A 21,490-nucleotide genomic window follows, 5' to 3' on the forward strand; every position below is an offset into this window, starting at 1 on the left:
CCCGCCTCTCCCCCGCCCGCGCCCGCCGCCTGATCGGCACCGTCCTCGAGCAGCTCGCCGCCCGCTGACCCCCCGAGGTCCGAGCAGCCGTCCGCGCAGGAAGCCGGCTCCCGGCACGCCACTCCGCGGCCACTCGACCAGCAGGGGCGGACGACGGACGCCCTCCCACCGCACGGTAGACACATCGCGCCCTGGAAATGGGAGTCTTGATACGCCGCTCTGCGGCTACTCGACCAGCAGGAGGAGGGAGCGCCCTCTCACCGCAAGGTGGAGGGCGCGTCCGAGAATCGCGTGGCAGCGATTCGAGGCAGCCCGACGGAATACGCTCTGCGGAACGCACCCCGTCGGGAGGCCGACCGCGCTGAGCCGCGCAGGGAGCGGCTCAGAGTCGAGCTCAGCCCAGCGCCCGCTCGATCTTCTCCGTGATCTCGTTCTGGTCGAGGTAGTTGTCGATGACGACGACCTCGGCGAAGGTGCGGCCGATGCGGTCGACGAGCTCACCGGAGGTGAGGATGACCTGCGCGTCGGCGGCGAGCGCGTCGACGGAGGCCAGGTCGGAGGCGATCACCTCGGCCTCGAGGTCGAGGGTCTCGAGGGCGCGCTCGGCGCCGAGCTTGAGGATGGCGGAGGTGCCGATTCCGGCGCCGCAGAGGGTGACGATCTTCATGCGCTTCTTCCGTGGTGCGGGTGGTGCGGGGTGCTGTCGGTGAGGACGGCGTTGATGCTGCGGAGGGTGCGGGCGGCGGCGAGTGCACCGACCGCGTCCGGACGGCTGAGCACGTCGGCGAGCCCGGAGACGAAGCCGACGTGCCCGTGCGCCTGGGTGGCGGCGATCCCGATGACGACCGAGACCGGATCGTTGGTGCTGTGCCCGAAGGCGACGGGCTCGGCCAGCGTGACGACGGAGAGGCCGTCCGCGAGGACGTCGTTGCCGGGCCGGGCGTGCGCGAGGGCGAGCCCGGGCGCGATGACGATGTACGGCCCGAGCACGTCGACCTGCTCGACCATGCGCCGGGAGTAGGCGGCGTCGACCGCACCGGTCCGCTCGAGAGCACGGCCCGCCTCGAGGACGGCCTCCCGCCAGGATCCGGCGGAGTGGCGGAGGGCCACCGCCTCCTCGGGGAGCGCGTCGAGCGGCACCGTCAGGCCGCCTCGAAGCCGGCGCTGATCGTCTCGACGAGCTCGCGGCGCTCGTCGAGCGGCAGGAAGGCGGCGTGGGCCGCGTTGAGCTGGAAGGCCTCGAAGTCGTCGAGATCGTACCCGAACGCGTCGGACAGGAGGGCGAGCTCGCGGCTGAGGGTCGTCGCGCTCATCAGGCGGTTGTCGGTGTTCACCGTGACGCGGAAGCCCAACTGGTAGAGCAGGTCGAAGGGGTGGTCGGCGAGCTCGGCACCCCACGCCGCGACGGCGCCGGTCTGCAGGTTGGAGGAGGGGCTGAGCTCGAGGGCGATCTCGCGGTCCTTCACCCACTCCGAGAGCTCGCCGAGGGTCACGTAGCTCGCGTCGTCGTCCTGGCGCTCGATGCGGATGTCCTCCGCGATCCGGACGCCGTGACCCAGGCGCAGCGCGCGGCCGTCGAGCAGGGCGGAGCGGATGCTGTCGAGGCCGTCCGCCTCCCCCGCGTGCACCGTGGTCGGGAAGTGCGCCGCCGCGAGCAGCTCGAAGGCGGGACGGTGCCTCGAGGCGGGGAAGCCCGCCTCGGCTCCGGCGATGTCGAAGCCGATCGCACCGCGCTCGCGGTGGCGCAGCGCCAGCTCGGCGACCTCGAGCGAGCGGTCCGCGTGCCGCATCGCGGTGATCAGCTGGCCGACGCGGATGCGGTGTCCCTGCGCCGCCGCCTCCTGCACGCCCTGCTGCAGCCCCTCCTGGACCGCCTCGACAGCCGCGTCGAGCGAGAGCCCGGCGCGCTGGTGCTGCTCCGGCGCCCAGCGCACCTCGCCGTGCACGACTCCGTCGGCGGCGAGGTCGAGCACGAACTCGCGGGCCACGCGCTCGAGCGCCGGCGCGGTCTGCATCACGGCGACCGTCGTCTCGAAGGTGGCGATGTAGTCGGTGAGGGAGCCGGAGTCGGCCGTGGCGCGGAACCACTCGGCGAGGGCATCCGGCTCCTCGGCCGGGAGCGGCACGCCCGTCTCGCGGGCGATCTCGAGGACCGACCCGGGCCGCAGCCCCCCGTCGAGGTGGTCGTGCAGCGACACCTTGGGGAGCTCGTCGATGAGGACGCCCTCGCCCGGGAGGAGGTACTCCTCGGTCTGATCGGTCACGGTGCTCCTCGCGGGTCGGCGGTGGTTCGCCGACCACCCTAGAGGGTCGGCGGGAGCGGCTCGCCGGGCGGCGCCTCCTCCGTGCCGGGCGGCGCGGTGCTAGGAGACGCGCTCCGCCACGAGGGGGCCGCCGCCGAGCACCTCGTCGCCGTCGTCGCCGATCCGGTAGGCACCGTCGAGCGCCTCGAGCGCCCGGGCGAAGCGCTCCGGCTCGTCGGCCGACAGCGTGAGCAGGGGCCGGCCCGCGCGGACGCGGTCGCCCGGCTTCGCGTGCAGGTCGATCCCCGCCGCGTGCTGCACCGCGTCGGACTGTCGGGCGCGTCCGGCGCCCAGGCGCCAGGCGGCGATGCCGAACGGCAGCGCCTGCTGCTCCACCAGGACGCCGTCGCGCTCGGCGACCACGACGTGGGTCTCGCGGGCCTCGGGGAGTGCCGCATCCGGATCCCCTCCCTGAGCGCGGATGACCGCGCGCCAGGTGTCCATCGCCGCGCCGCCGTCGAGGGCGCGCTCGACATCCGCGTCCGGCTGCCCGGCGAGGGCCAGCATCTCTCGGGCCAGGGCCAGCGTCAGCTCGCGGACGTCCGAGGGGCCGCCGCCGGCGAGCACCTCGACCGACTCCCGCACCTCGTTCGCGTTGCCGATGGCCAGACCGAGCGGCACGTTCATGTTGGTCAGCAGCGCGGTGGTCCGCACCCCCGCGTCGTTGCCGAGGTCGACCATCGCCCGCGCCAGCTCCCGCGAGCGCTCGATGTCGACCATGAACGCCCCGGAGCCGAACTTCACGTCGAGCACCAGGGCGTCGGTCCCCTCGGCGATCTTCTTCGACATGATCGAGGACGCGATCAGCGGGATCGCCTCGACGGTCCCGGTGATGTCCCGGAGCGCGTAGAGCTTCTTGTCGGCGGGGGCCAGGCCCGAGCCCGCGGCGCAGATCACGCCGCCGACCGTCCGGAGCTGCTCCAGCATCTCCTCGTTGCCGAGGTCGGCCCGCCAGCCCTGGATCGACTCCAGCTTGTCGAGCGTTCCGCCCGTGTGGCCGAGCCCGCGTCCCGAGAGCTGGGGCACCGCCACGCCGAAGGAGGCGACCAGCGGCATCAGCGGCAGCGTGAGCTTGTCGCCGACCCCGCCCGTGGAGTGCTTGTCGACCGTGCGCTTGCCGAGTCCGTCGAAGCGCATGCGCTCGCCGCTGGCGATCATCGCCAGGGTGAGGTCGCGGATCTCGTCGCGCTCCATCCCGTTCAGCAGGACCGCCATCGCGAAGGCCGCCATCTGCTCGTCGGCGACGTAGCCGCGGGTGTAGGCGTCGATCAGCCAGTCGATCTGCGCGGTCGAGAGCGTGCCGCGGTCGCGCTTGGTGCGGATGATGTCGACGGCGTCGAAGTCCTCGACGGGGGTGGTGCGGGTCATGCGGAGTCCTCGGTTCGGGAGTGGGAGCGGTGGCGGCGGCGCTAGGAGGCGGCGTAGGCCTCGAGCGTGCGCGGGCCGAAGGCGTCGGGGATGACCTCGTCGATCGTCTTCACGCCCGACACGGTCTGGAGGAGCATGCCCTCGGCCGAGTGCTCGAAGAGCAGCTGGCGGCAGCGCCCGCAGGGCATCAGGACGCCGCCCTTCCCGTCGACGCAGGTGAAGGCGACGAGCCGGCCGCCGCCCGTCATGTGCAGCGAGGACACCAGCGCGCACTCGGCGCAGAGCGTGAGCCCGTAGGAGGCGTTCTCGACGTTGCAGCCCGAGATCGTCCGGCCGTCGTCCACGAGCGCGGCGACCCCGACGGGGAACTTCGAGTACGGGACGTAGGCGTGGCTCATGGCCTCCAGGGCGGCCTCGCGCAGCGCCTCCCAGTCGATGTCGGTCACGACGGCTCCTCTCAGGACTTCAGGTACGGCTTGCCGGCGGCGGCCGGTCCGCGGGACTGGCCGACGAGACCGGCCACCGCGAAGATCGTCACGACGTACGGCAGCATCAGCATGAACTCGCTGGGCACGGGCGAGCCGATGACGCCGAGCACGTTCTGCAGGTTGGTCGCGAAGCCGAACAGCAGCGACGCGAGCGTCGCCTTGATCGGGTCCCAGCGGCCGAAGATGACGGCGGCCAGGGCGATGAAGCCCGCACCCGCGGTCATCTCCTTGCCGAACGCGCCGACCGCGTCGAGCGTGTAGTACGCGCCGCCGACTCCGGCGATCGCCCCGGCGAGGGAGACGTTCCAGAAGCGCGTGCGGGCGACATCGATGCCCACCGTGTCCGCGGCCTGCGGGTGCTCGCCGACGGCGCGCAGGCGGAGGCCCCACTTGGTCTTGAACAGGCCCCACCACACCGCGAAGATCGCGAAGTACATCAGGTAGACGATCACCGTCTGGTTGAACAGGACGGCGCCCACGATCGGCACCTGGCTGAGCACCGGGATCGGGAGGCGGTCGAACTTCACCGGCGAGTTGAACGTCGACGCGTCGGCGGAGAGGACCTGGGAGTAGAGGAAGCTCGTCAGGCCGGTCACCAGCACGTTCAGCACGACTCCGACGATCACCTGGTCGACCAGGTACTTGATCGCGAAGGCGGCCAGCACGAACGACACCAGGACGCTCGCGACCATCGCCGCGAGCAGGCCGAGCACCGGCTGGCGGGTGAGGGAGCCGACCATCGCCGCGGTGAAGGCGCCGGCGAGCAGCTGACCCTCGATCGCGACGTTGACGACTCCGACCCGCTCCGAGATGACGCCGCCGAGCGAGCCGAAGATCAGCGGAGTGGCGAGCCCGACGGTCCCGAGCAGCAGCCCCGAGACGGGCAGGGCGGCACCGGCCGACGCCCAGACGAGGAACCCGATCAGGAAGACCAGGGCGAAGACCGCCGAGAGCCAGAGCGGGATCCGGCGGCCGGCGCGGGTGAGCGCGGCCGACGCGACTGCCAGAGCGACCAGGAGGATCGCGACGACCACGCCCGTCCCCCGCGTCGGGAACGGGATGTCCGGCAGCGCGAAGAAGTCGGTCCCCGCAGCGAGGCGGAACGAGCTCGTCCCGTCGCGGCCGAGGGCCACGAAGAGGACGACGGCGAGCAGCGCGAAGACGCCGAACGCGGTCGGCGCCTTCCAGCTGCGGATCACGACGCGGTCGGGGGCGGTGGCGACGGCGGTGCTCATGCGGACACCTCCGAGGTGCGGCGGGTGCGGCGCTTCGGGGCTGCCCCGGGCGTCGGGAGGCGGAAGATCGCGCGCACCAGCGGCGGTGCGGCGATGAAGAGGACGATCAGCGACTGGACGACGAGGACCACGTCGATCGGCACGCCCTCGGCGGCCTGCATCGAGTAGCCGCCCGCCTTGAAGGCGCCGAAGAGGATGCCGGCGAAGAACACGCCCCAGGGTCGGGAGCGGCCCAGCAGCGCGACCGTGATCGCGTCGAAGCCGATGCCCGCGTCGATCCCGGAGGTGAATCCGGTCGTGACCGTCCCCATCACCTGGGCGCTGCCGGCGAGGCCGAGCAGGCCGCCGGAGAGGAGCATCGCGTACACGTAGCTGTTCTTCACGTCGATGCCCGCGACCCGGGCCGCGTGAGGGTTCTCCCCCACCGCGCGGAACTTGAAGCCGATCGTCGAGCGGTTCAGGAGCCACCAGACGAACACGGTCGCGAGGACCGCGAAGACGAAGCCGAGCGTGAGCGAGTAGCCGGGGCCGAGGAGCGCCGGGAAGACCGCGGTCTCCTTCATCCCGGGCGACTTCGGGTTGTTCGAGCCGGGCGCCTGCAGCGCGCCGGGCGTCCGCAGGAGGTAGGAGATCAGGTAGAACGCGACGTAGTTGAGCATGATCGTGAGGATCACCTCGTGCGCGCCGGTGCGGGCCTTGAGCAGTCCCACGAGTCCGCCCCAGAGCGCGCCGCCCAGGATGCCGGCGGCGAGCGCGACGATCAGGTGCACGCCCCATGGGAGGTCGAAGGAGAAGCCGACCCAGCCCGCGCAGGCGGCGGCGATCAGCATCTGGCCGCGGCCGCCGATGTTGAACAGGCCGACGCGGAAGGCCAGCGCCACTCCGAGGCCGCCGGCGATCAGCGGGGTCGCGAAGGCCAGGGTGTCCGTCAGTGGCTTGATGCCGTTGGCGAAGCCCTCGCGGCGGAAGTTGTAGACCGAGCCCTGGAAGAGCGAGGAGTAGGCACCGGAGACGGACTGCCAGATCGCCTGCAGGGTGTCGAGCGGCCGGGCGAAGAAGTAGCCCGACGCCGCCTGGACGTCCTTGTCGGTCGCGGCGATCAGCACGCCGCCCGCGATGAGGGAGAGCAGCACGGCGAGCACCGACATCAGCGCGGTGCCGGAGAGGATCTCGCGCAGGACGCGGGAGGCGCCGCTCTCGAGCGGGCCGGTGCGCACCTCCTGATCCGGCTTCTGGCCGGGCTCGAGCCCGGACGCCTTCTCGGTCTCCGCGTCGGGATCGACCGCGGGCAGTTGCGCGTCGCTCACGCCGCCGCTCCCTTCTCGGCGGGCGTCTGCCCGGCCATCATGAGCCCCAGGACCTCGCGGGGCGTGTCGGCGGGGACGATGCCGATGATCCCGCCCTTGTACATGACCGCGATGCGGTCGGCGAGCGCCGCGACCTCGTCGAGCTCGGTCGACACCACGATCACGGGGACCCCGGTGTCGCGCGTCTCGACGATGCGCTTGTGGACGAACTCGATGGAGCCGACGTCGATGCCGCGAGTGGGCTGCGCCGCGATGAACAGCCGCAGCTCCCGGCTGAGCTCGCGCGCGAGCACCACCTTCTGCTGGTTGCCTCCGGAGAGGCGGCCGACGTGGGTGCCGATCCCCTGGGCGCGCACGTCGAACTCGCGCACCCGCTCCTCGGCGAAGCGCTCGAGCTCCTTGAGCCGCAGGCCCAGTCCCTTCACGAACGGACCGCGGTCGCTGCGGTCGAGCATGAGGTTCTCGGCGATCGTGAACTCGGCGACCAGACCGTCCTCGGTGCGGTCCTCGGGGACGAAGCCGACCCCCGACTCGAGGACGCGGCGCACGGACAGCCCGTCGAGGCGGCGCCCGTCCAGGGTCACCGAGCCCTCGACCCGCTCCTGCAGGCCCATGATCGCCTCGGTGAGCTCCGTCTGGCCGTTGCCCTGCACGCCCGCGATCGCGAGGATCTCGCCGCGGCGGACCTCGAAGGAGACGTCGTCGACGACGGCCTGACCGTTGGCGTCGCGCACGGTGAGGTTCGAGACGACGAGGGCCTCGTCGCCCGGCACCGCCTGCTCCTTCTGCACCGTCAGCTCGACGGCGCGGCCCACCATCAGCGAGGCGAGCTCGGCGTTGCTCGCCGTCGGCGACGCCTCCCCCACGACTCTGCCGAGGCGGATGACCGTGATGCGGTCTCCGACCTCGCGCACCTCGCGGAGCTTGTGCGTGATGAAGACGATGGCGGTCCCGGCCGCACGCAGCTGGCGCATGATCGCGATCAGCTCGTCGGTCTCCTGCGGGGTCAGCACCGCGGTCGGCTCGTCGAACACGAGCACCCGGGCGTCGCGCGAGAGCGCCTTGATGATCTCGACCCGCTGCTGCACGCCGACGGGGAGGTCCTCGACCAGGGCGTCGGGATCCACGTCGAAGCCGAAGCGGTCCGAGATCTCGCGCACCCGGGCGCGCGCGGCGGAGAGGTCCAGGCGCCCGCCGGCCTTCGTCTCCTCGTGGCCCAGCATGACGTTCTCGGCGACGGTGAACACGGGGACGAGCATGAAGTGCTGGTGGACCATCCCGATGCCCGCCTTCATGGCGTCACCCGGACCGGAGAAGTGCTGGACCGCGTCGTCCAGCAGGATCTCCCCCTCCTCGGCCTGGTACAGGCCGTAGAGCACGTTCATGAGCGTCGACTTGCCCGCGCCGTTCTCGCCGAGGAGGCAGTGGATCTCACCTGGTTCGACGGTGAGATCGATGTGGTCGTTGGCCACGAGCGCGCCGAAGCGCTTCGTGATGCCACGCAGTTCGAGCTTCATGGGACCAATCTAACTTTCGGTTCGCGCCACGATGCGCCGTCGGCCGGGATCGAGGGACGCAGCGGAGCCGATCGGCCCGCCGGACCGACGAAGAGGCCGGCGGGCCCGAGGTGTGCTCGGGCCCGCCGGCCTCTTCGAGGAAGCGGCTAGGACGCCGCGGGAGCGGACGGGGAGGTGACGGTGATGGAGCCGTCGATGATGCCCGCCTTGATGGTGTCGAGCTCGCCCTGCAGGTCGCCCGAGACCTTCGACTCGAAGTCGTGGAACGGCGCGATGCCGACTCCGTCGTTCTCGAGGGTGCCCACGAAGGGAGTGGGGTCGAAGTCGTCGGCTCCGGCGGAGCTGGTGACGTCGGTCGTGCCGGCCTCGATGCCCTTGAGGATCGAGGTCAGGTACAGGTCGGCGCCGTCGGGGTAGGTCTCGTACAGGTCCGCGTCCACGCCGACCATCGCGATGTCCTTGCCGGAGTCGCGGATCGCCTCGATCGCCGACTGGAAGATCGGACCGCCGACGGGGAGGATGACGTCCGCGTTCTGGTCGATCAGCGACTGCGCGGCCGACTTGGCCTCGACGCCCGCCGCGAAGCCGCCGGTGAAGGAGCCGGTCTGCGCGTCGACGTCCCAGCCGACGACCTTGACGTCCTTCCCCTTCTGCTCGTTGTAGTACTTCACGCCGTCGGCGTAGCCGTCCATGAAGATCGTGACGGTCGGGAACTGCTGGCCGCCGTAGGTGCCGACGACGCCGGTCTTGGAGTACGACGCGGCCGCGTAGCCGGCGAGGAACGCCGCCTGCGAGGTGTCGAAGGTGATCGGCTTGACGTTCGGCAGGTCGATCGACGCGTCGTCGATGATCGCGAAGTCGATGTCCGTGTTCGCCTCGGCCGCGGCCGACGTGGCCTCGGCCAGCGCGAAGCCGACGGTGATGATCAGGTTGCAGCCCTGGTCGACGAGGCTGGTCAGGTTCGGGGCGTAGTCCGTCTCGGACTCCGAGGTGACGGTCTTCGGCGTGACGCCGAGGTCCTCCGAGGCCTTCACGAGGCCGTTGTAGCCGAGCTCGTTGAACGACTTGTCGTCGAACCCGCCCGCGTCGGAGACCATGCAGGGCAGGAAGTCGCCACCGGCGGCGGCGCTGGAGCCGCTCTCCTCGGGGGCGGAGGCGCAACCGGCGAGAAGCGCGGTGACGCCGAGGGCGGCGAGACCGCCGAACGCGGCCTTACGCGAGGTGATAGTCAAGATGTCGTCCTCCAGGAATGCGGCCCCGCGCGACGAGCGCAGCAGGGCGTCGATTCCCACACGTTACCCAATGTGACAAGCCGCTCAGCCGCCCGGACGGTGGTGGTCAGGAAGAGTTACACAGTGTTGATCTTCGCGACATCGGAGCGTGTCGCGGGGCGGTCGGCTGTGCTCGATTCCGAGCCGCGGAGCGGCTCGGCGCGGTCGGCTGGGCTCGATTCCGAGCCGCGGAGCGGCTCGGCGCGGTCGGCTTCGCGACGGGTGCGTTCCGCAGAGCGGGTCGCGTCGGGCTGGCCTGAATCGCTTGGTACGCGATTGCGGCTCGCGGCCCTCTCCCCTGCTGCCGGACGTCGAGAGTGCTCGGGGGAGCTCCGCGCTGCGCGCGGTCGGGCACGGACGGGTGCTTCCACAGTGGTCGAGTTGCCGCGCGAGCGGAGACCCGCCCGCCAGCACCGAGCGGGACGGCCGAGGCCCTCATCGAGGGTGGTCGAGTCGCCGCGCGAACGGCGTATCGGGACCGCCGCACGCGCATGAGGCGAGGGGCGGAACGGCGAAGCGCGGCGCCTCCGAGGGGAGGGCCGCGCTTCGACGGGTGGGACGGAGGGCTAGAGGACGTCGGTGCGGCCGGAGAGGCGCAGGGCGTCGACGACGCCCTTGACCTTCTGGGCGTTCTCGGTCGTGGTCACCAGGAGCGCGTCGGGGGTGTCCACGACGACGATGTCCTTCACTCCGATGAGGGCGATGGTGCGGTTGCCGCCGCTGACGACGATGCCCGTCGCGGAGTCGGCCAGCACGCGGGCGTCCTCGCCGAGGATGGCGAGGTCCGAGCGGAGTCCGCTCGAGTGCAGCTTCGCGATCGAGGCGAAGTCGCCCACGTCGTCCCAGGAGAAGTGGCCGGGCACGACGGCCAGCTTGCCCGCGGCCGCGGCCGGCTCGGCGACGGAGTAGTCGATCGCGATCTTCTCCAGGCCCGGCCAGATGCGGTCGACGACCGCGCCGCGCTCCGGGGTGTCCCACGCGGCGGCGAGCTCGAGCAGTCCGGCGAGCAGCTTCGGCTTGGCGCGGCCGAGCTCCTCGAGGAGGCGGTCGGCGCGGGCGATGAACATGCCCGCGTTCCAGAGGTACTGACCACTGGAGAGATAGGCGCGCGCGGTGTCGGCGTCGGGCTTCTCGACGAAGGAGTCGACGGCGAGCGTGTGCGTCGCCCCGTCGATCCCGAGGTGCTTCCCCGTGCGGATGTAGCCGAAGCCCACGGCAGGCTCGGTCGGCGTGATGCCGATGGTCGCGATGTAGCCCGCGTCCGCCGCGACGACGGCCTCGGCGACCGCGTCGTGGAACAGCTGCTGACCGCTGATGACGTGGTCGGCGGCGAACGAGCCGATGATCACGCCCGGCTGGCGGCGCTCGAGGATGGCGGCGGCCAGGCCGATCGCGGCGGACGAGTCGCGCGGCTCGCTCTCGAGGACGACGTTGAGGTCCTCGAGGCTCTCGAGCTGCTCCTCGACGGCGGCGCGGTGCGCGCGCCCGGTCACGACCATGATCCGGTCGGCGCCCGAGATGGGCGCGAGGCGGTCCCAGGTGTCGCGGAGGAGGGTCTGTCCCGATCCCGTCAGATCGTGCAGGAACTTCGGGGCGTCGGCCCGGGAGAGCGGCCACAGCCTCGAGCCGATCCCGCCGGCGGGGATCACGCTGTAGAAGCGGTCGAGCGGGGCGCGGCCATCGGTCTCAGGTGATGTCATGTCCGCAGGATACAAGGGAGCCCGAGCGCGACCGTCCGTTCACCCGGGCGCGCGCCGCCGTTCATCCCGCCGCCGTAGCGTCCGGGGCGTGAGAGTCGCGGTCGTCACCGAGAGCTTCCTGCCGTCGTTGAACGGCGTGACCACGAGCGTCCTGCGGGTGCTCGACGAGTTCGCGGAGCGCGGGATCGAGGCGCTCGTCGTCTGCCCGGCCGCGGGGGCGCCGGGCCACTACGCGGGCCACCGCGTCGTGGAGCACCCGGCGATCGCCTACCGCGACTTCCCGGTCGGGATCCCCACGCTCGCCCTCACCCGGGAGCTGGCCGACTTCGAGCCCGACGTGGTGCACGTCGCCTCGCCCTTCCTCCTCGGCGCCCGCGCCATCGCCTCGGCCGGCCGGCTCGGGGTGCCGAGTGTCGCGATCTACCAGACGGACGTCGCGCGATTCGCGGCCCGCTACGGCATCCGCGGCGCCCGCGCCCTCGCCTGGCGGGTGATCCGCCAGATCCACGCCGGGGCGGACCTGACCCTCGCCCCCTCCACCAGCGCCCTCGACGACCTCGCCGCCGCCGGCATCGAGCGCACCGCGCTGTGGGGCCGCGGCGTGCAGAGCGAGCGCTTCCACCCGCGCCGCCGCTCCTCCCCCTACGCGCAGGCCGTCCGAGCCGGACTCGGCGCCGACGACGCGCTCGTCGGCTACATCGGGCGCCTCTCCCCCGAGAAGAGGGTGGAGCGGATGGCGGCACTCGCCTCCCTCCCGCACGCGGAGCTGGTCGTGGGCGGCTACGGCCCCTCCTCCGCCCGGGTCGCCGCCGCCCTCGGCCCGGCGGCGCGGATGCTCGGCCGGCTCGACGGCGACCGGCTGCCGGCGGTCTTCGCCGCGCTCGACGTCTTCGTGCACACCGGCACGGAGGAGACGTTCGGCCAGACGGTCCAGGAGGCGCAGGCGTCCGGCACCGCCGTGGTCGCGCCGCACGCGGGCGGCCCCACCGACCTCATCGAGCACGGCGTGGACGGCCTGCTCTACGCGCCCGAGAGCGACTCCGACCTCCGCCGGCAGGTGGAGCGCCTGGTCCGAGATCCCGCACTGCGCGCCCGGCTCGGCGAGGCGGGCCGCCGCCGCGTGCTCCACCGCACCTGGAGCGCGCTCACCGACGAGCTCCTCGCGCACTACGCGACCGCGGGGGCGCCCGCCCTCGCCCTGCCCCGCAGCTAAGGCTCGCCTAAGCCGCGCCCGCCTGCGAGCGCGCTTAGAATCGGAGGGCGAGTTTCTCGTCGCTCCCCGCCCCGTCCCCGTCCACGCGACGTGGGAACAGGTCAGGCCGTCGGAGCACAACCAGGGAGGGTTGTTCGTGTCAGTTCAAGCTGCTCAAACCCTCGCACCCCGGAAGCAGGGGAAGATCCGGCGTCCGGCCGGCACCCTGTACCGCGGTCGCGAAGGCATGTGGTCGTGGGTGCTCCACCGGATCACCGGTGTCGCCATCTTCTTCTTCCTCCTCGTCCACGTCCTCGACTCCGCTCTCATCGCCGTGAGCCCCGAGGCGTACAACGCGGTCATCGGCACGTACAAGAACCCGATCATGGGACTCGGCGAGACCGGGCTCGTGGGCGCCATCGCGTTCCACGCGCTGAACGGCCTGCGGATCATCCTGGTCGACTTCTGGAGCTGGGCGACCCGCAATCAGCGCGTCCTCTTCTGGGTCGTCATGGGCCTCTGGGTCGTGCTGATGCTCGGCTTCGCGCCGCGCCACCTGATCAACGTCTTCAGCGAGGGGGGTGCGCATTGAGCACCGTCGCCGCACCGCGGACCCCGCACACCCCGACCCGCTCCTCCGGCACCAACTGGGAGAAGTGGGGCTGGATCTACATGCGCGCCTCCGGCGTCGTGCTGATCGTCCTGATCTTCGGGCACCTCATCTACAACCTGCTGCTGGGCGACGGCATCAAGGCCATCGACTTCGGCTTCGTCGGCGGCAAGCTGGCGAACCCGTTCTGGCAGTGGTGGGACGTCCTCATGCTGTGGCTCGCGCTGATCCACGGCGGCAACGGCATGCGCACGCTGGTCAACGACTACGCGACCTCGCCCCTGCTGGCCAAGGCCTTCAAGGGCGGCATCCTCGTCGCCGTCGTCGCGCTGATCGCGCTCGGCACCTGGGTCGTCTTCGCGTTCGACCCGTGCCCCGCCGGCACCGCCGCGGACCTGCTGCCCTCCTTCTGCGCAGCGTGACCACGGTGCCGCGGATCGGAGAGGGGCCCGCGCCCCTCCCGGTCCGCGGCATCACGTCCCGGCACCTCCCCCTCCCATCCCCGTACGACGGAGCACCCACCCCGTGAGCACACCAGGCCACTCCCACACCGGCGCCGACCAGAGCGCCTTCGCGCAGACCGTCGGACCCGACGGCGTCCACTACCACCAGTTCGACGTCGTCATCGTCGGCGCCGGCGGTGCCGGGATGCGCGCGGCCATCGAGGCCGGCCCCAAGGCGAGGACGGCCGTGATCTCGAAGCTGTACCCGACCCGCTCCCACACCGGAGCGGCGCAGGGCGGCATGGCAGCCGCCCTCGCGAACGTCGAGGAGGACAGCTGGGAGTGGCACACCTTCGACACCGTCAAGGGCGGCGACTACCTCGTCGACCAGGACGCGGCCGAGATCCTCGCGAAGGAGGCCATCGACGCGGTCATCGACCTCGAGAACATGGGCCTGCCCTTCAACCGCACCGAGGAGGGCAAGATCGACCAGCGCCGCTTCGGCGGCCACACCCGCGACCACGGCAAGGCGCCCGTCCGCCGGGCCTGCTACGCGGCCGACCGCACCGGCCACATGATCCTGCAGACGCTGTTCCAGAACTGCGTCCGGCTCGGCATCAACTTCTACAACGAGTTCTACGTCCTCGACCTGGTGATGACCGAGGTCGACGGAGTGGCCAAGCCCTCCGGCGTCGTCGCCTACGAGCTGGCCACGGGCGAGCTGCACGTCTTCCAGGCGAAGGCGATCATCTTCGCGACCGGCGGCTTCGGCAAGATCTACAAGACCACCTCCAACGCGCACACCCTCACCGGCGACGGCGTCGGCATCATCTGGCGCAAGGGCCTCCCCCTGGAGGACATGGAGTTCTTCCAGTTCCACCCGACCGGCCTCGCCGGGCTCGGCATCCTCCTCACCGAGGGAGCGCGAGGAGAGGGTGCGATCCTCCGCAACGCCTCGGGCGAGCGCTTCATGGAGCGCTACGCCCCCACCATCAAGGACCTCGCGCCGCGCGACATCGTCGCCCGCTGCATGGTCCAGGAGGTGGCGGAGGGCCGCGGCGCCGGACCGCACAAGGACTACGTGCTGCTGGACTGCACCCACCTGGGAGCCGAGGTCCTCGAGACCAAGCTCCCCGACATCACCGAGTTCGCCCGCACCTACCTGGGCGTCGACCCCGTCGTCGAGCCGGTCCCCGTCATGCCGACCGCGCATTACGCGATGGGCGGCATCCCGACCAACGTCAAGGCCGAGGTGCTCTCGGACAACACGACCGTCGTCCCCGGCCTCTACGCCGCCGGCGAGTGCGCGTGCGTCTCGGTGCACGGCTCCAACCGCCTCGGCACCAACTCCCTCCTCGACATCAACGTCTTCGGCAAGCGCAGCGGCAACAACGCCGCCGACTACGCCAAGACGGTCGACTTCACCCCCCTGCCCGCCGACCCGGCCGGCGCGATCCGCGACATGCTCGCCTCGCTCCGCTCCGCGACCGGCACCGAGCGGATCGCGTCGATCCGCAAGGAGCTGCAGGACGAGATGGACAAGAACGCCCAGGTGTTCCGCACCGACGAGTCCCTCGAGGCCGTCACCGGGACCATCCAGCGCCTGCGCGACCGGTTCCGCAACATCTCGGTGCAGGACAAGGGCAAGCGCTTCAACACCGACCTCCTCGAGGCCGTCGAGCTGGGCTTCCTGCTCGACCTCGCCGAGGTCGTCGTCTACTCGGCGCGCAACCGCAAGGAGAGCCGCGGCGGCCACATGCGCGACGACTTCCCGAAGCGCGACGACGAGAACTACATGCAGCACACGATGGCGTACCTCTCCGGTGACGCCCACTCCTCCGACGCCGGTGACCACATCCGGCTCGACTGGAAGCCCGTCGTGATCACCCGGTACCAGCCGATGGAGAGGAAGTACTAGCCATGTCGACCGCTACCCTCGAGCAGCCGCCCGCCGCCCCCGCGGCCCCGGAGGCGTTCACCGTCACGTTCATCATCCGCCGCTTCGACCCCGAGGTGGACGCCGAGCCGCGCTGGCAGGACTTCGACGTCGAGATGTACTCGACCGACCGCGTCCTCGACGCCCTGCACCGCATCAAGTGGGACCAGGACGGATCGCTGACCTTCCGCCGCTCGTGCGCGCACGGCATCTGCGGATCCGACGCGATGCGGATCAACGGCCGCAACCGCCTGGCCTGCAAGACGCTGATCAAGGATCTCGACATCTCGCAGCCGATCTACATCGAGGCGATCAAGGGGCTGCCCCTCGAGAAGGACCTCGTCGTCGACATGGAGCCGTTCTTCGCCTCCTACCGCGAGGTGCAGCCGTTCCTGGTCGCCAACACCCCGGCACCCAAGGGCAAGGAGCGCGTGCAGTCGGTCGCCGACCGCGCCCGCTTCGACGACACCACGAAGTGCATCCTCTGCGCCGCGTGCACGTCGTCCTGCCCCGTGTTCTGGACCGACGGGCAGTACTTCGGCCCCGCGGCGATCGTGAACGCCCACCGCTTCATCTTCGACTCGCGCGACGACGCCGGTGGAGCGCGCCTGGACATCCTCAACGACAAGGAGGGCGTGTGGCGCTGCCGCACGACCTTCAACTGCACGGAGGCGTGCCCGCGCGGCATCCAGATCACGCAGGCGATCGCCGAGGTGAAGCAGGCCGTCATCCGCGGCCGCGCCTGATCCTCCCCCTCGCGAACGCGTCCGGCCCGCCGGGATCCTCGGATCCGGCGGGCCGGACGCGTTCCAGCGTGCAGGCGGGCGCGTGCACGGGAGCGCCGCGAGGCCTCAGTACGCTGGAGGAATGACCGAGGCGGCCGACACTCCCCGCGGGATCCCGGGCCTGTTCGAGCGGGTCATGCGGACGCGGCCGGTGCGGGTGATGCTCCACTACTCCGAGACCGGCGGGCCCCTCTTCGCGTCCGGACTCGCCTTCCAGGCCCTGTTCGCGGTCTTCGCGGCGCTCTTCGTCTTCTTCGCCGTCTTCGGCTTCTGGGTGCGCGACGACTCGGTGCTGCGCGATTCCCTCCTCGACCTGGTGACCCGCTCCGTCCCCGGCCTGATCGGCGGGAAGAACGCCCTCGTGTCGGTCGACGACCTACTCGACTCGTCGATCCTCGGCTGGACGGGTGCGATCGCGGCCGCCGGCCTGCTCTGGACGGCGCTGAACTTCCTGGGAAGCCTGCGCCAGGCGGTCCGGCTGCTCTTCTCGCTCCCCGGACCCACGACCCTCTTCGTCCTGCTCAAGCTCAAGGACGCGGGGCTCGCCCTGGTCTTCGGGGCGGTGCTGCTGGTCTCGGCCGGTCTCTCCGTGTTCTCGACCTCGCTGGTGGACGTGGCGTTCGGCTTCCTCGGGATCGGCAGCGAGTCGATGCCGGCCCGACTCGCCGGCAGCGCGGTCGGCCTGCTGATCATGCTCGCCCTGGACACGGGCACGCTCGCCGGCTCCTTCCGCATCCTCTCGGGCATCTCGATCCCCTGGAAGAACCTCTGGGCGGGCTCGCTGCTCGGCGGGATCGCTCTCGGCGCGCTCAAGGTCCTCGGGACGCAGCTGCTGGGGGGCGCCTCCCGCAATCCGCTGCTCGCCTCGTTCGCGGTCCTCATCGGTCTGCTGATCTGGTTCAACCTCGTCTGCCAGGTGATCCTGATCGCCGCGTCGTGGATCTCCGTCGGGATGAGCGACGCCGGGATCTCGGCGCGCAAGCTCACGCCGGAGGAGCGCGAGAAGGAGCGGGAGGAGCAGCTGCGCACCGCCCGCCGCACCCTCGCCGAGGCCGAGCGCGAGCGGCTTCGCGCCGCGCTGCCGGAGGCGTCCCTCCTCAAACGACGGCGCCTGGAGCGCCAGCTCGCGCAGCTCGAGGAGGAGCTCGAGCAGCTCGCCGCCTGACCCGGCGGACTACTTCGCGTCCCTCCCGGCGTCGCCGCGCCCGATTCCGCCTGCCGAGTCTGTCCGTTTCTGTTGACTTCCCTCCCGAACGGGTCTAAAAAGAGGTAAACGCAGATCCGAGGTCGGAAACGACACCGCGGATCCGGCGCACCACCCACGGCGAGACGACGGAGTCCACATGTACGCACCGGAGCGGCACCAGGCGATCCTGGACCGCGCCCGCACCGACGGGCGCGTCGAGGTCCGCGACCTCGCCCTCTCCCTCGCCGTGACGCCGGAGACGATCCGCCGCGATCTCACCAGCCTCGAGAAGCGGGGCCTGCTGCGCCGTGCGCACGGCGGCGCCATCCCCGTCGAGCGGCTGGGCATCGAGCCCGAGGTCGCCGCCCGCGAGGGACACCTCGCCGGCGAGAAGGACCGCATCGCCACCGCGGCCCTCGCCGAGGTGCCCGACGGCGGCTCGATCGCCATCGACGCCGGCACCACCACGGTGCGGCTGGCGGAGCTGCTCCCCCTGGACCGCCGGCTGACGGTCGTCACCCACTCCCTCCCCGTCGCGATGGCGCTCGTCGGCCGGCCCAACATCGACCTCCACCTCATCGGCGGGCACCTGCGCGGAGTCACGCAGGCCGCCGTCGGGCCGTGGGCCGCCCAGGCCCTCTCCACGGTCTCGGTGGACGTCGCCTTCATCGGCACGAACGGCCTCAGCCTCGAGCGCGGGCTCACCACCCCCGATCTCGACGAGGCCGTCGTCAAGTCCGCGATCATCGCCTCCGCGCGCCGGGTCGTGGTCCTCGCCGACCACTCGAAGTTCGGCCGGCAGGACTTCGGGCACGTCGCTCCGCTGTCCGCGGTCGACACCGTCATCACCGACGCCGATGTCGACGACGAGCTCGCCGACGACATCGAGTCGGCCGGCCCGGAGGTCGTCCGCGCATGATCGTCACCGTCACCGCCAACCCGAGCATCGACGTCACCCTCTCCACGAGCGGCTTCGCCGTCGGCGAGGTCAACCGCGCGCACGACGTGCGGCGCGACCCGGCCGGCAAGGGCGTCAACGTCGCCCGTGCCCTCGCGCGCAACGGCGTCGAGGCGACCGCGGTCTACCCGGCCGACGCCTCCACCGGCGTCGACCTGTCCACGATGCTCCGGGCCGCCGGAGTCCGCTCGGCCAGTGCGGCGATCGCCCACCCGATCCGCACCAACATCACCGTGGTCGACGACCGGACGGGCCGCACCACCAAGATCAACGAGCCCGGCCCCGCCGTCACGGAGGAGGAGGCTCACGCCCTCTCCGAGCTGATCGGCGAGCACGTCTCGGCCTCGCCCCGCTGGCTCGTCGCCTGCGGCAGCGTCCCCCCGGGACTGGGAGCGGACTTCTACCCCGCCCTCGGCCGCCTCGCCCTGCACTTCGGCGTCCCCCTCGCCGTCGACACCTCGGGAGCCCCCCTGACCGCGATCATCGCGGCCGGCACCGCCACCCTGGTGAAGCCCAACCTCGAGGAGCTCGAGGAGCTCCTCGGCCGCTCCCTGACGACGGTCGGAGACGTCGTCGCCGGAGCCCGTGAACTCCTGCAGCTGCCCGACGCGCGAGCGCTCGTCAGCCTCGGAGAGCACGGCGCCCTCCTCGTCACGGCGTACGCGTCGTGGTGGGCGGGCGCCCCCGCCGTCGTGCCCCTCAGCACCGTCGGCGCCGGCGACAGCACGCTCGCCGGCTACCTCTCGGCCGTCGACGCCACGGAGGCGGAGCGCCTCGCGACAGCAGTCGCGTGGGGTACCGCCGCCGTCCAGCTCCCGGGCAGCGAAGCCCCGGGTCCCGACTCCCTCCGCCTCGACGACGTCTCCGTCGTCGAGAACCCCGACCCCACCCTCCCGATTGGAGAACTGAGCGCATGACTGCTCTCACCGAGGCGTCGACGGTCATCGTCGACCTCACCGCCGCCACGAAGGACGAGGCCACCGCGCAGCTCGCGAAGACGCTCGCCGACGCCGGCCGCGTCACCGACCTCGACGGCTTCCTCGCCGACGTCCGCGACCGCGAGTCGCAGATGGCGACCGGCATGCCCGGCGGCATCGGGATCCCCCACGCCCGCTCCTCCCACGTCGTCTCGCCCAGCGTGGCGGTCGGCATCGCGAAGCAGGGCGTCGACTTCGGCGCCCCCGACGGCCCGGCCGACCTGATCTTCCTGATCGCGGCTCCGGACGGCGCCGACCAGGCGCACCTCAAGATCCTCGCCCAGCTCGCCCGCAAGCTGATCCACGAGTCCTTCACCGGTTCCCTCCGCGCCGCCGCCAGCGGCCAGGAGGTCGCGGACATCATCGCCCGAGAGGTCGTCGTCTCATGAGGATCGTCGCCGTCACGAGCTGCATCGCCGGCATCGCGCACACCTACATGGCGGCCGAGGCCCTCGAGCAGGCCGCGAAGAAGAAGGGGTACGAGATCCAGGTCGAGACCCAGGGCGCCGCGGGGTCCGATCCCATGTCGGACCGGACCATCGCCGACGCCGACGTCGTGATCCTCGCCGCCGACCTCGAGGTCCGCGGCAAGGAGCGCTTCGCCGGGAAGCCCACCCTCGAGGTGGGCACGTCGGAGGCGCTCGCGAAGGCGGCGGACGTCATCGACCGCGCCGTCGCGAAGGTGCAGGACGCGCCCGCCGCGAGCCCCGCCTCCGGCCCGCGCTTCGTCGCCGTGACCAGCTGCATAGCGGGCATCGCCCACACCTACATGGCCGCGGAGGCGCTCGAGCAGGCCGCGAAGAAGCGCGGCTACCCGATCCACGTCGAGACCCAGGGCGCGGCCGGCTCGGACGAGATGACCGCGGCCGACATCGCCGCCGCGGACGTCGTCATCCTCGCCGCCGACCTCGAGGTCCGCGGCAAGGACCGCTTCGCCGGCAAGCCGATCCTCCAGGTGGGCGTCGCCGAGGCCCTGTCCAAGCCGGACGAGGTCCTCGACCGTGCTCTGGCCCTCCGCGGCTCCGGCTCCGCCGCGTCCGCCCCCGCCCGCTCGACTCCGGCCGCGGCCCCCGCCGCGCCGAAGAAGGTCGGCGTCGGAACACGCATCCGCCAGAACCTGATGACCGGCGTCTCCTACATGATCCCGTTCGTCGCGGCGGGCGGTCTGCTGATCGCGCTGTCGTTCCTGTTCGGCGGCTACCGGATCGTCGACTTCACGGCCCAGCAGATCATCGACGACGGCTTCAACGTCGCGAACATCACCGACTGGGCCGGAGTGATGTTCCTCATCGGAAGCGCGACCTTCGCGTTCCTGGTGCCGGTGCTCTCGGGCTTCATCGCCTTCGGCATCGCCGACCGTCCCGGCATCGCGCCGGGCTTCCTCGGCGGCGCGGTCGCGGTCACCGTCGGCGCGGGCTTCCTGGGCGGCCTCGCCTCCGGCTTCATCGCCGGCTACGCGGCCCTCTACATCTCGCGGATCAAGCTCCCCGCGGCGTTCAAGTCGCTGATGCCCGTCGTGATCATCCCCCTGATCGCCACCTTCATCACCGGCTTCCTGATGTTCGTGGTGCTCGGAGCGCCGCTCCGCGCACTGAGCGATGGCCTGTCGTCCTGGCTCTCGGGCCTCTCGGGCGGCAACCTGATCATCCTGGGGATCATCCTCGGCCTCATGATGGCGTTCGACATGGGCGGTCCGGTCAACAAGGTGGCCTACGCCTTCGCGACCACCGGCCTCGCCTCCGTCCCCGCCGACGGCGACCCGAACTCCGTGCAGTTCAAGGTGATGGCGATCGTCATGGCCGCCGGCATGACCCCGCCGCTGGGTCTGGCCCTCGCCACGACGCTCCGCAAGCGCCTGTTCACGGACGCCGAGCGCCAGAACGGCAAGGCCGCCTACCTGCTGGGCGCGTCCTTCATCTCGGAGGGGGCCATCCCGTTCGCCGCGGTCGACCCGCTGCGCGTGATCCCGTCCGCCATGGTCGGCTCGGCCGTCACGGGTGCGCTCGTCGCGCTCTTCGGATCCACCCTCCGCGCCCCGCACGGCGGAGTCTGGGTCACCGGGCTCGTCGGGCAGCCGATCCTCTACCTGGTCGCCATCCTGGTGGGCATGGTCGTCACGGCCGTGTGCGTGATCATCGCGAAGAGCATCAAGCGCGCCCCCGTGGTCGCCGAGGTGCCCGAGCCCGCCACCGCGCAGGCCGTCCCCGCCTGATC

General features: G+C 71.5%; 20 protein-coding genes. 10 read left to right on the forward strand and 10 right to left on the reverse strand.

The window, feature by feature from the left end; genetic code table 11:
- Nucleotides 1–394: 394 nt before the first annotated feature.
- The 10 genes from C5B95_RS12265 to C5B95_RS12310 form a co-directional block, all read right to left on the reverse strand.
- On the reverse strand, nt 395–667 hold the full coding sequence (locus C5B95_RS12265) for a PTS sugar transporter subunit IIB (protein ID WP_104226416.1): 273 nt from the start codon (nt 665–667) through the stop codon (nt 395–397).
- Complete coding sequence (locus C5B95_RS12270) at nt 664–1,140, reverse strand: PTS sugar transporter subunit IIA (protein WP_104223177.1); 477 nt, start codon at nt 1,138–1,140, stop codon at nt 664–666. Before C5B95_RS12270 ends, C5B95_RS12265 begins: the two co-directional genes overlap by 4 nt.
- Nucleotides 1,141–1,142: 2 nt before the next feature.
- Nucleotides 1,143–2,264 carry an adenosine deaminase gene (locus C5B95_RS12275; RefSeq protein WP_104324247.1) on the reverse strand — a complete coding sequence of 374 codons (1,122 nt, stop codon included), beginning with the start codon at nt 2,262–2,264 and terminating at the stop codon, nt 1,143–1,145.
- 99 nt (nt 2,265–2,363) lie between these two features.
- Nucleotides 2,364–3,671 (reverse strand): thymidine phosphorylase, encoded by a 1,308-nt coding sequence (locus C5B95_RS12280; RefSeq protein WP_104349309.1) that lies wholly within the window; start codon nt 3,669–3,671, stop codon nt 2,364–2,366.
- A gap of 41 nt (nt 3,672–3,712) precedes the next feature.
- Entirely contained in the window at nt 3,713–4,117 is a 405-nt protein-coding gene (locus C5B95_RS12285; protein WP_104223180.1) for a cytidine deaminase, read from the reverse strand.
- A gap of 11 nt (nt 4,118–4,128) precedes the next feature.
- The gene (locus tag C5B95_RS12290) at nt 4,129–5,394 is read right to left on the reverse strand and encodes an ABC transporter permease (RefSeq protein WP_104349310.1); all 1,266 of its coding nucleotides are present in this window, start codon (nt 5,392–5,394) and stop codon (nt 4,129–4,131) included.
- A complete protein-coding gene (locus C5B95_RS12295) occupies nt 5,391–6,701 on the reverse strand; it encodes an ABC transporter permease (RefSeq protein ID WP_208543314.1) in 1,311 nt (436 codons plus the stop codon). The genes C5B95_RS12290 and C5B95_RS12295 overlap by 4 nt, the downstream gene beginning before the upstream one ends.
- Nucleotides 6,698–8,218, reverse strand: coding sequence for an ABC transporter ATP-binding protein (locus C5B95_RS12300; RefSeq protein WP_104325791.1), 1,521 nt, complete (start codon nt 8,216–8,218; stop codon nt 6,698–6,700). Before C5B95_RS12300 ends, C5B95_RS12295 begins: the two co-directional genes overlap by 4 nt.
- Before the next feature lie 146 nt (nt 8,219–8,364).
- Nucleotides 8,365–9,450, reverse strand: a complete 1,086-nt coding sequence (locus C5B95_RS12305) for a BMP family protein (RefSeq protein ID WP_104246690.1) — start codon at nt 9,448–9,450, stop codon at nt 8,365–8,367.
- 605 nt (nt 9,451–10,055) lie between these two features.
- Nucleotides 10,056–11,189, reverse strand: a complete 1,134-nt coding sequence (locus C5B95_RS12310) for a mannose-1-phosphate guanylyltransferase (protein WP_104223184.1) — start codon at nt 11,187–11,189, stop codon at nt 10,056–10,058.
- An 88-nt stretch (nt 11,190–11,277) separates the two neighbouring features.
- Here C5B95_RS12310 and C5B95_RS12315 point away from each other — a divergent pair, with 88 nt between their 5' ends.
- The 10 genes from C5B95_RS12315 to C5B95_RS12360 all read left to right on the forward strand — a co-directional run bounded on the left by C5B95_RS12315 (nt 11,278) and on the right by C5B95_RS12360 (nt 21,488).
- The gene (locus C5B95_RS12315; protein WP_181065415.1) at nt 11,278–12,402 is read left to right on the forward strand and encodes a glycosyltransferase family 1 protein; all 1,125 of its coding nucleotides are present in this window, start codon (nt 11,278–11,280) and stop codon (nt 12,400–12,402) included.
- 136 nt (nt 12,403–12,538) lie between these two features.
- Entirely contained in the window at nt 12,539–12,973 is a 435-nt protein-coding gene (sdhC, locus tag C5B95_RS12320) for a succinate dehydrogenase, cytochrome b556 subunit (RefSeq protein WP_374952907.1), read from the forward strand.
- Nucleotides 12,970–13,413, forward strand: coding sequence for a succinate dehydrogenase hydrophobic membrane anchor subunit (locus tag C5B95_RS12325; protein ID WP_104223187.1), 444 nt, complete (start codon nt 12,970–12,972; stop codon nt 13,411–13,413). Before sdhC ends, C5B95_RS12325 begins: the two co-directional genes overlap by 4 nt.
- Nucleotides 13,414–13,615: 202 nt before the next feature.
- Nucleotides 13,616–15,352, forward strand: a complete 1,737-nt coding sequence (sdhA, locus tag C5B95_RS12330; RefSeq protein ID WP_244230709.1) for a succinate dehydrogenase flavoprotein subunit — start codon at nt 13,616–13,618, stop codon at nt 15,350–15,352.
- A 2-nt stretch (nt 15,353–15,354) separates the two neighbouring features.
- Entirely contained in the window at nt 15,355–16,116 is a 762-nt protein-coding gene (locus tag C5B95_RS12335) for a succinate dehydrogenase iron-sulfur subunit (protein WP_068254543.1), read from the forward strand.
- A 121-nt stretch (nt 16,117–16,237) separates the two neighbouring features.
- Entirely contained in the window at nt 16,238–17,320 is a 1,083-nt protein-coding gene (locus C5B95_RS12340) for a YhjD/YihY/BrkB family envelope integrity protein (RefSeq protein WP_104223189.1), read from the forward strand.
- Nucleotides 17,321–17,498: 178 nt separating this feature from the next.
- Nucleotides 17,499–18,260 (forward strand): DeoR/GlpR family DNA-binding transcription regulator, encoded by a 762-nt coding sequence (locus tag C5B95_RS12345; RefSeq protein WP_104226423.1) that lies wholly within the window; start codon nt 17,499–17,501, stop codon nt 18,258–18,260.
- Nucleotides 18,257–19,216 (forward strand): 1-phosphofructokinase family hexose kinase, encoded by a 960-nt coding sequence (locus C5B95_RS12350; protein ID WP_104295939.1) that lies wholly within the window; start codon nt 18,257–18,259, stop codon nt 19,214–19,216. The genes C5B95_RS12345 and C5B95_RS12350 overlap by 4 nt, the downstream gene beginning before the upstream one ends.
- Nucleotides 19,213–19,665 (forward strand): PTS sugar transporter subunit IIA, encoded by a 453-nt coding sequence (locus C5B95_RS12355; RefSeq protein ID WP_097166616.1) that lies wholly within the window; start codon nt 19,213–19,215, stop codon nt 19,663–19,665. Before C5B95_RS12350 ends, C5B95_RS12355 begins: the two co-directional genes overlap by 4 nt.
- Nucleotides 19,662–21,488: a PTS fructose-like transporter subunit IIB gene (locus tag C5B95_RS12360; RefSeq protein ID WP_104295938.1), complete on the forward strand. Its 1,827-nt coding sequence runs from the start codon at nt 19,662–19,664 to the stop codon at nt 21,486–21,488. Before C5B95_RS12355 ends, C5B95_RS12360 begins: the two co-directional genes overlap by 4 nt.
- The last annotated feature ends 2 nt before the right edge of the window (nt 21,489–21,490 follow it).

Origin of the sequence: Rathayibacter sp. AY1A7 (assembly GCF_002930845.1) — a bacterium.
Classification (GTDB): domain Bacteria; phylum Actinomycetota; class Actinomycetes; order Actinomycetales; family Microbacteriaceae; genus Rathayibacter.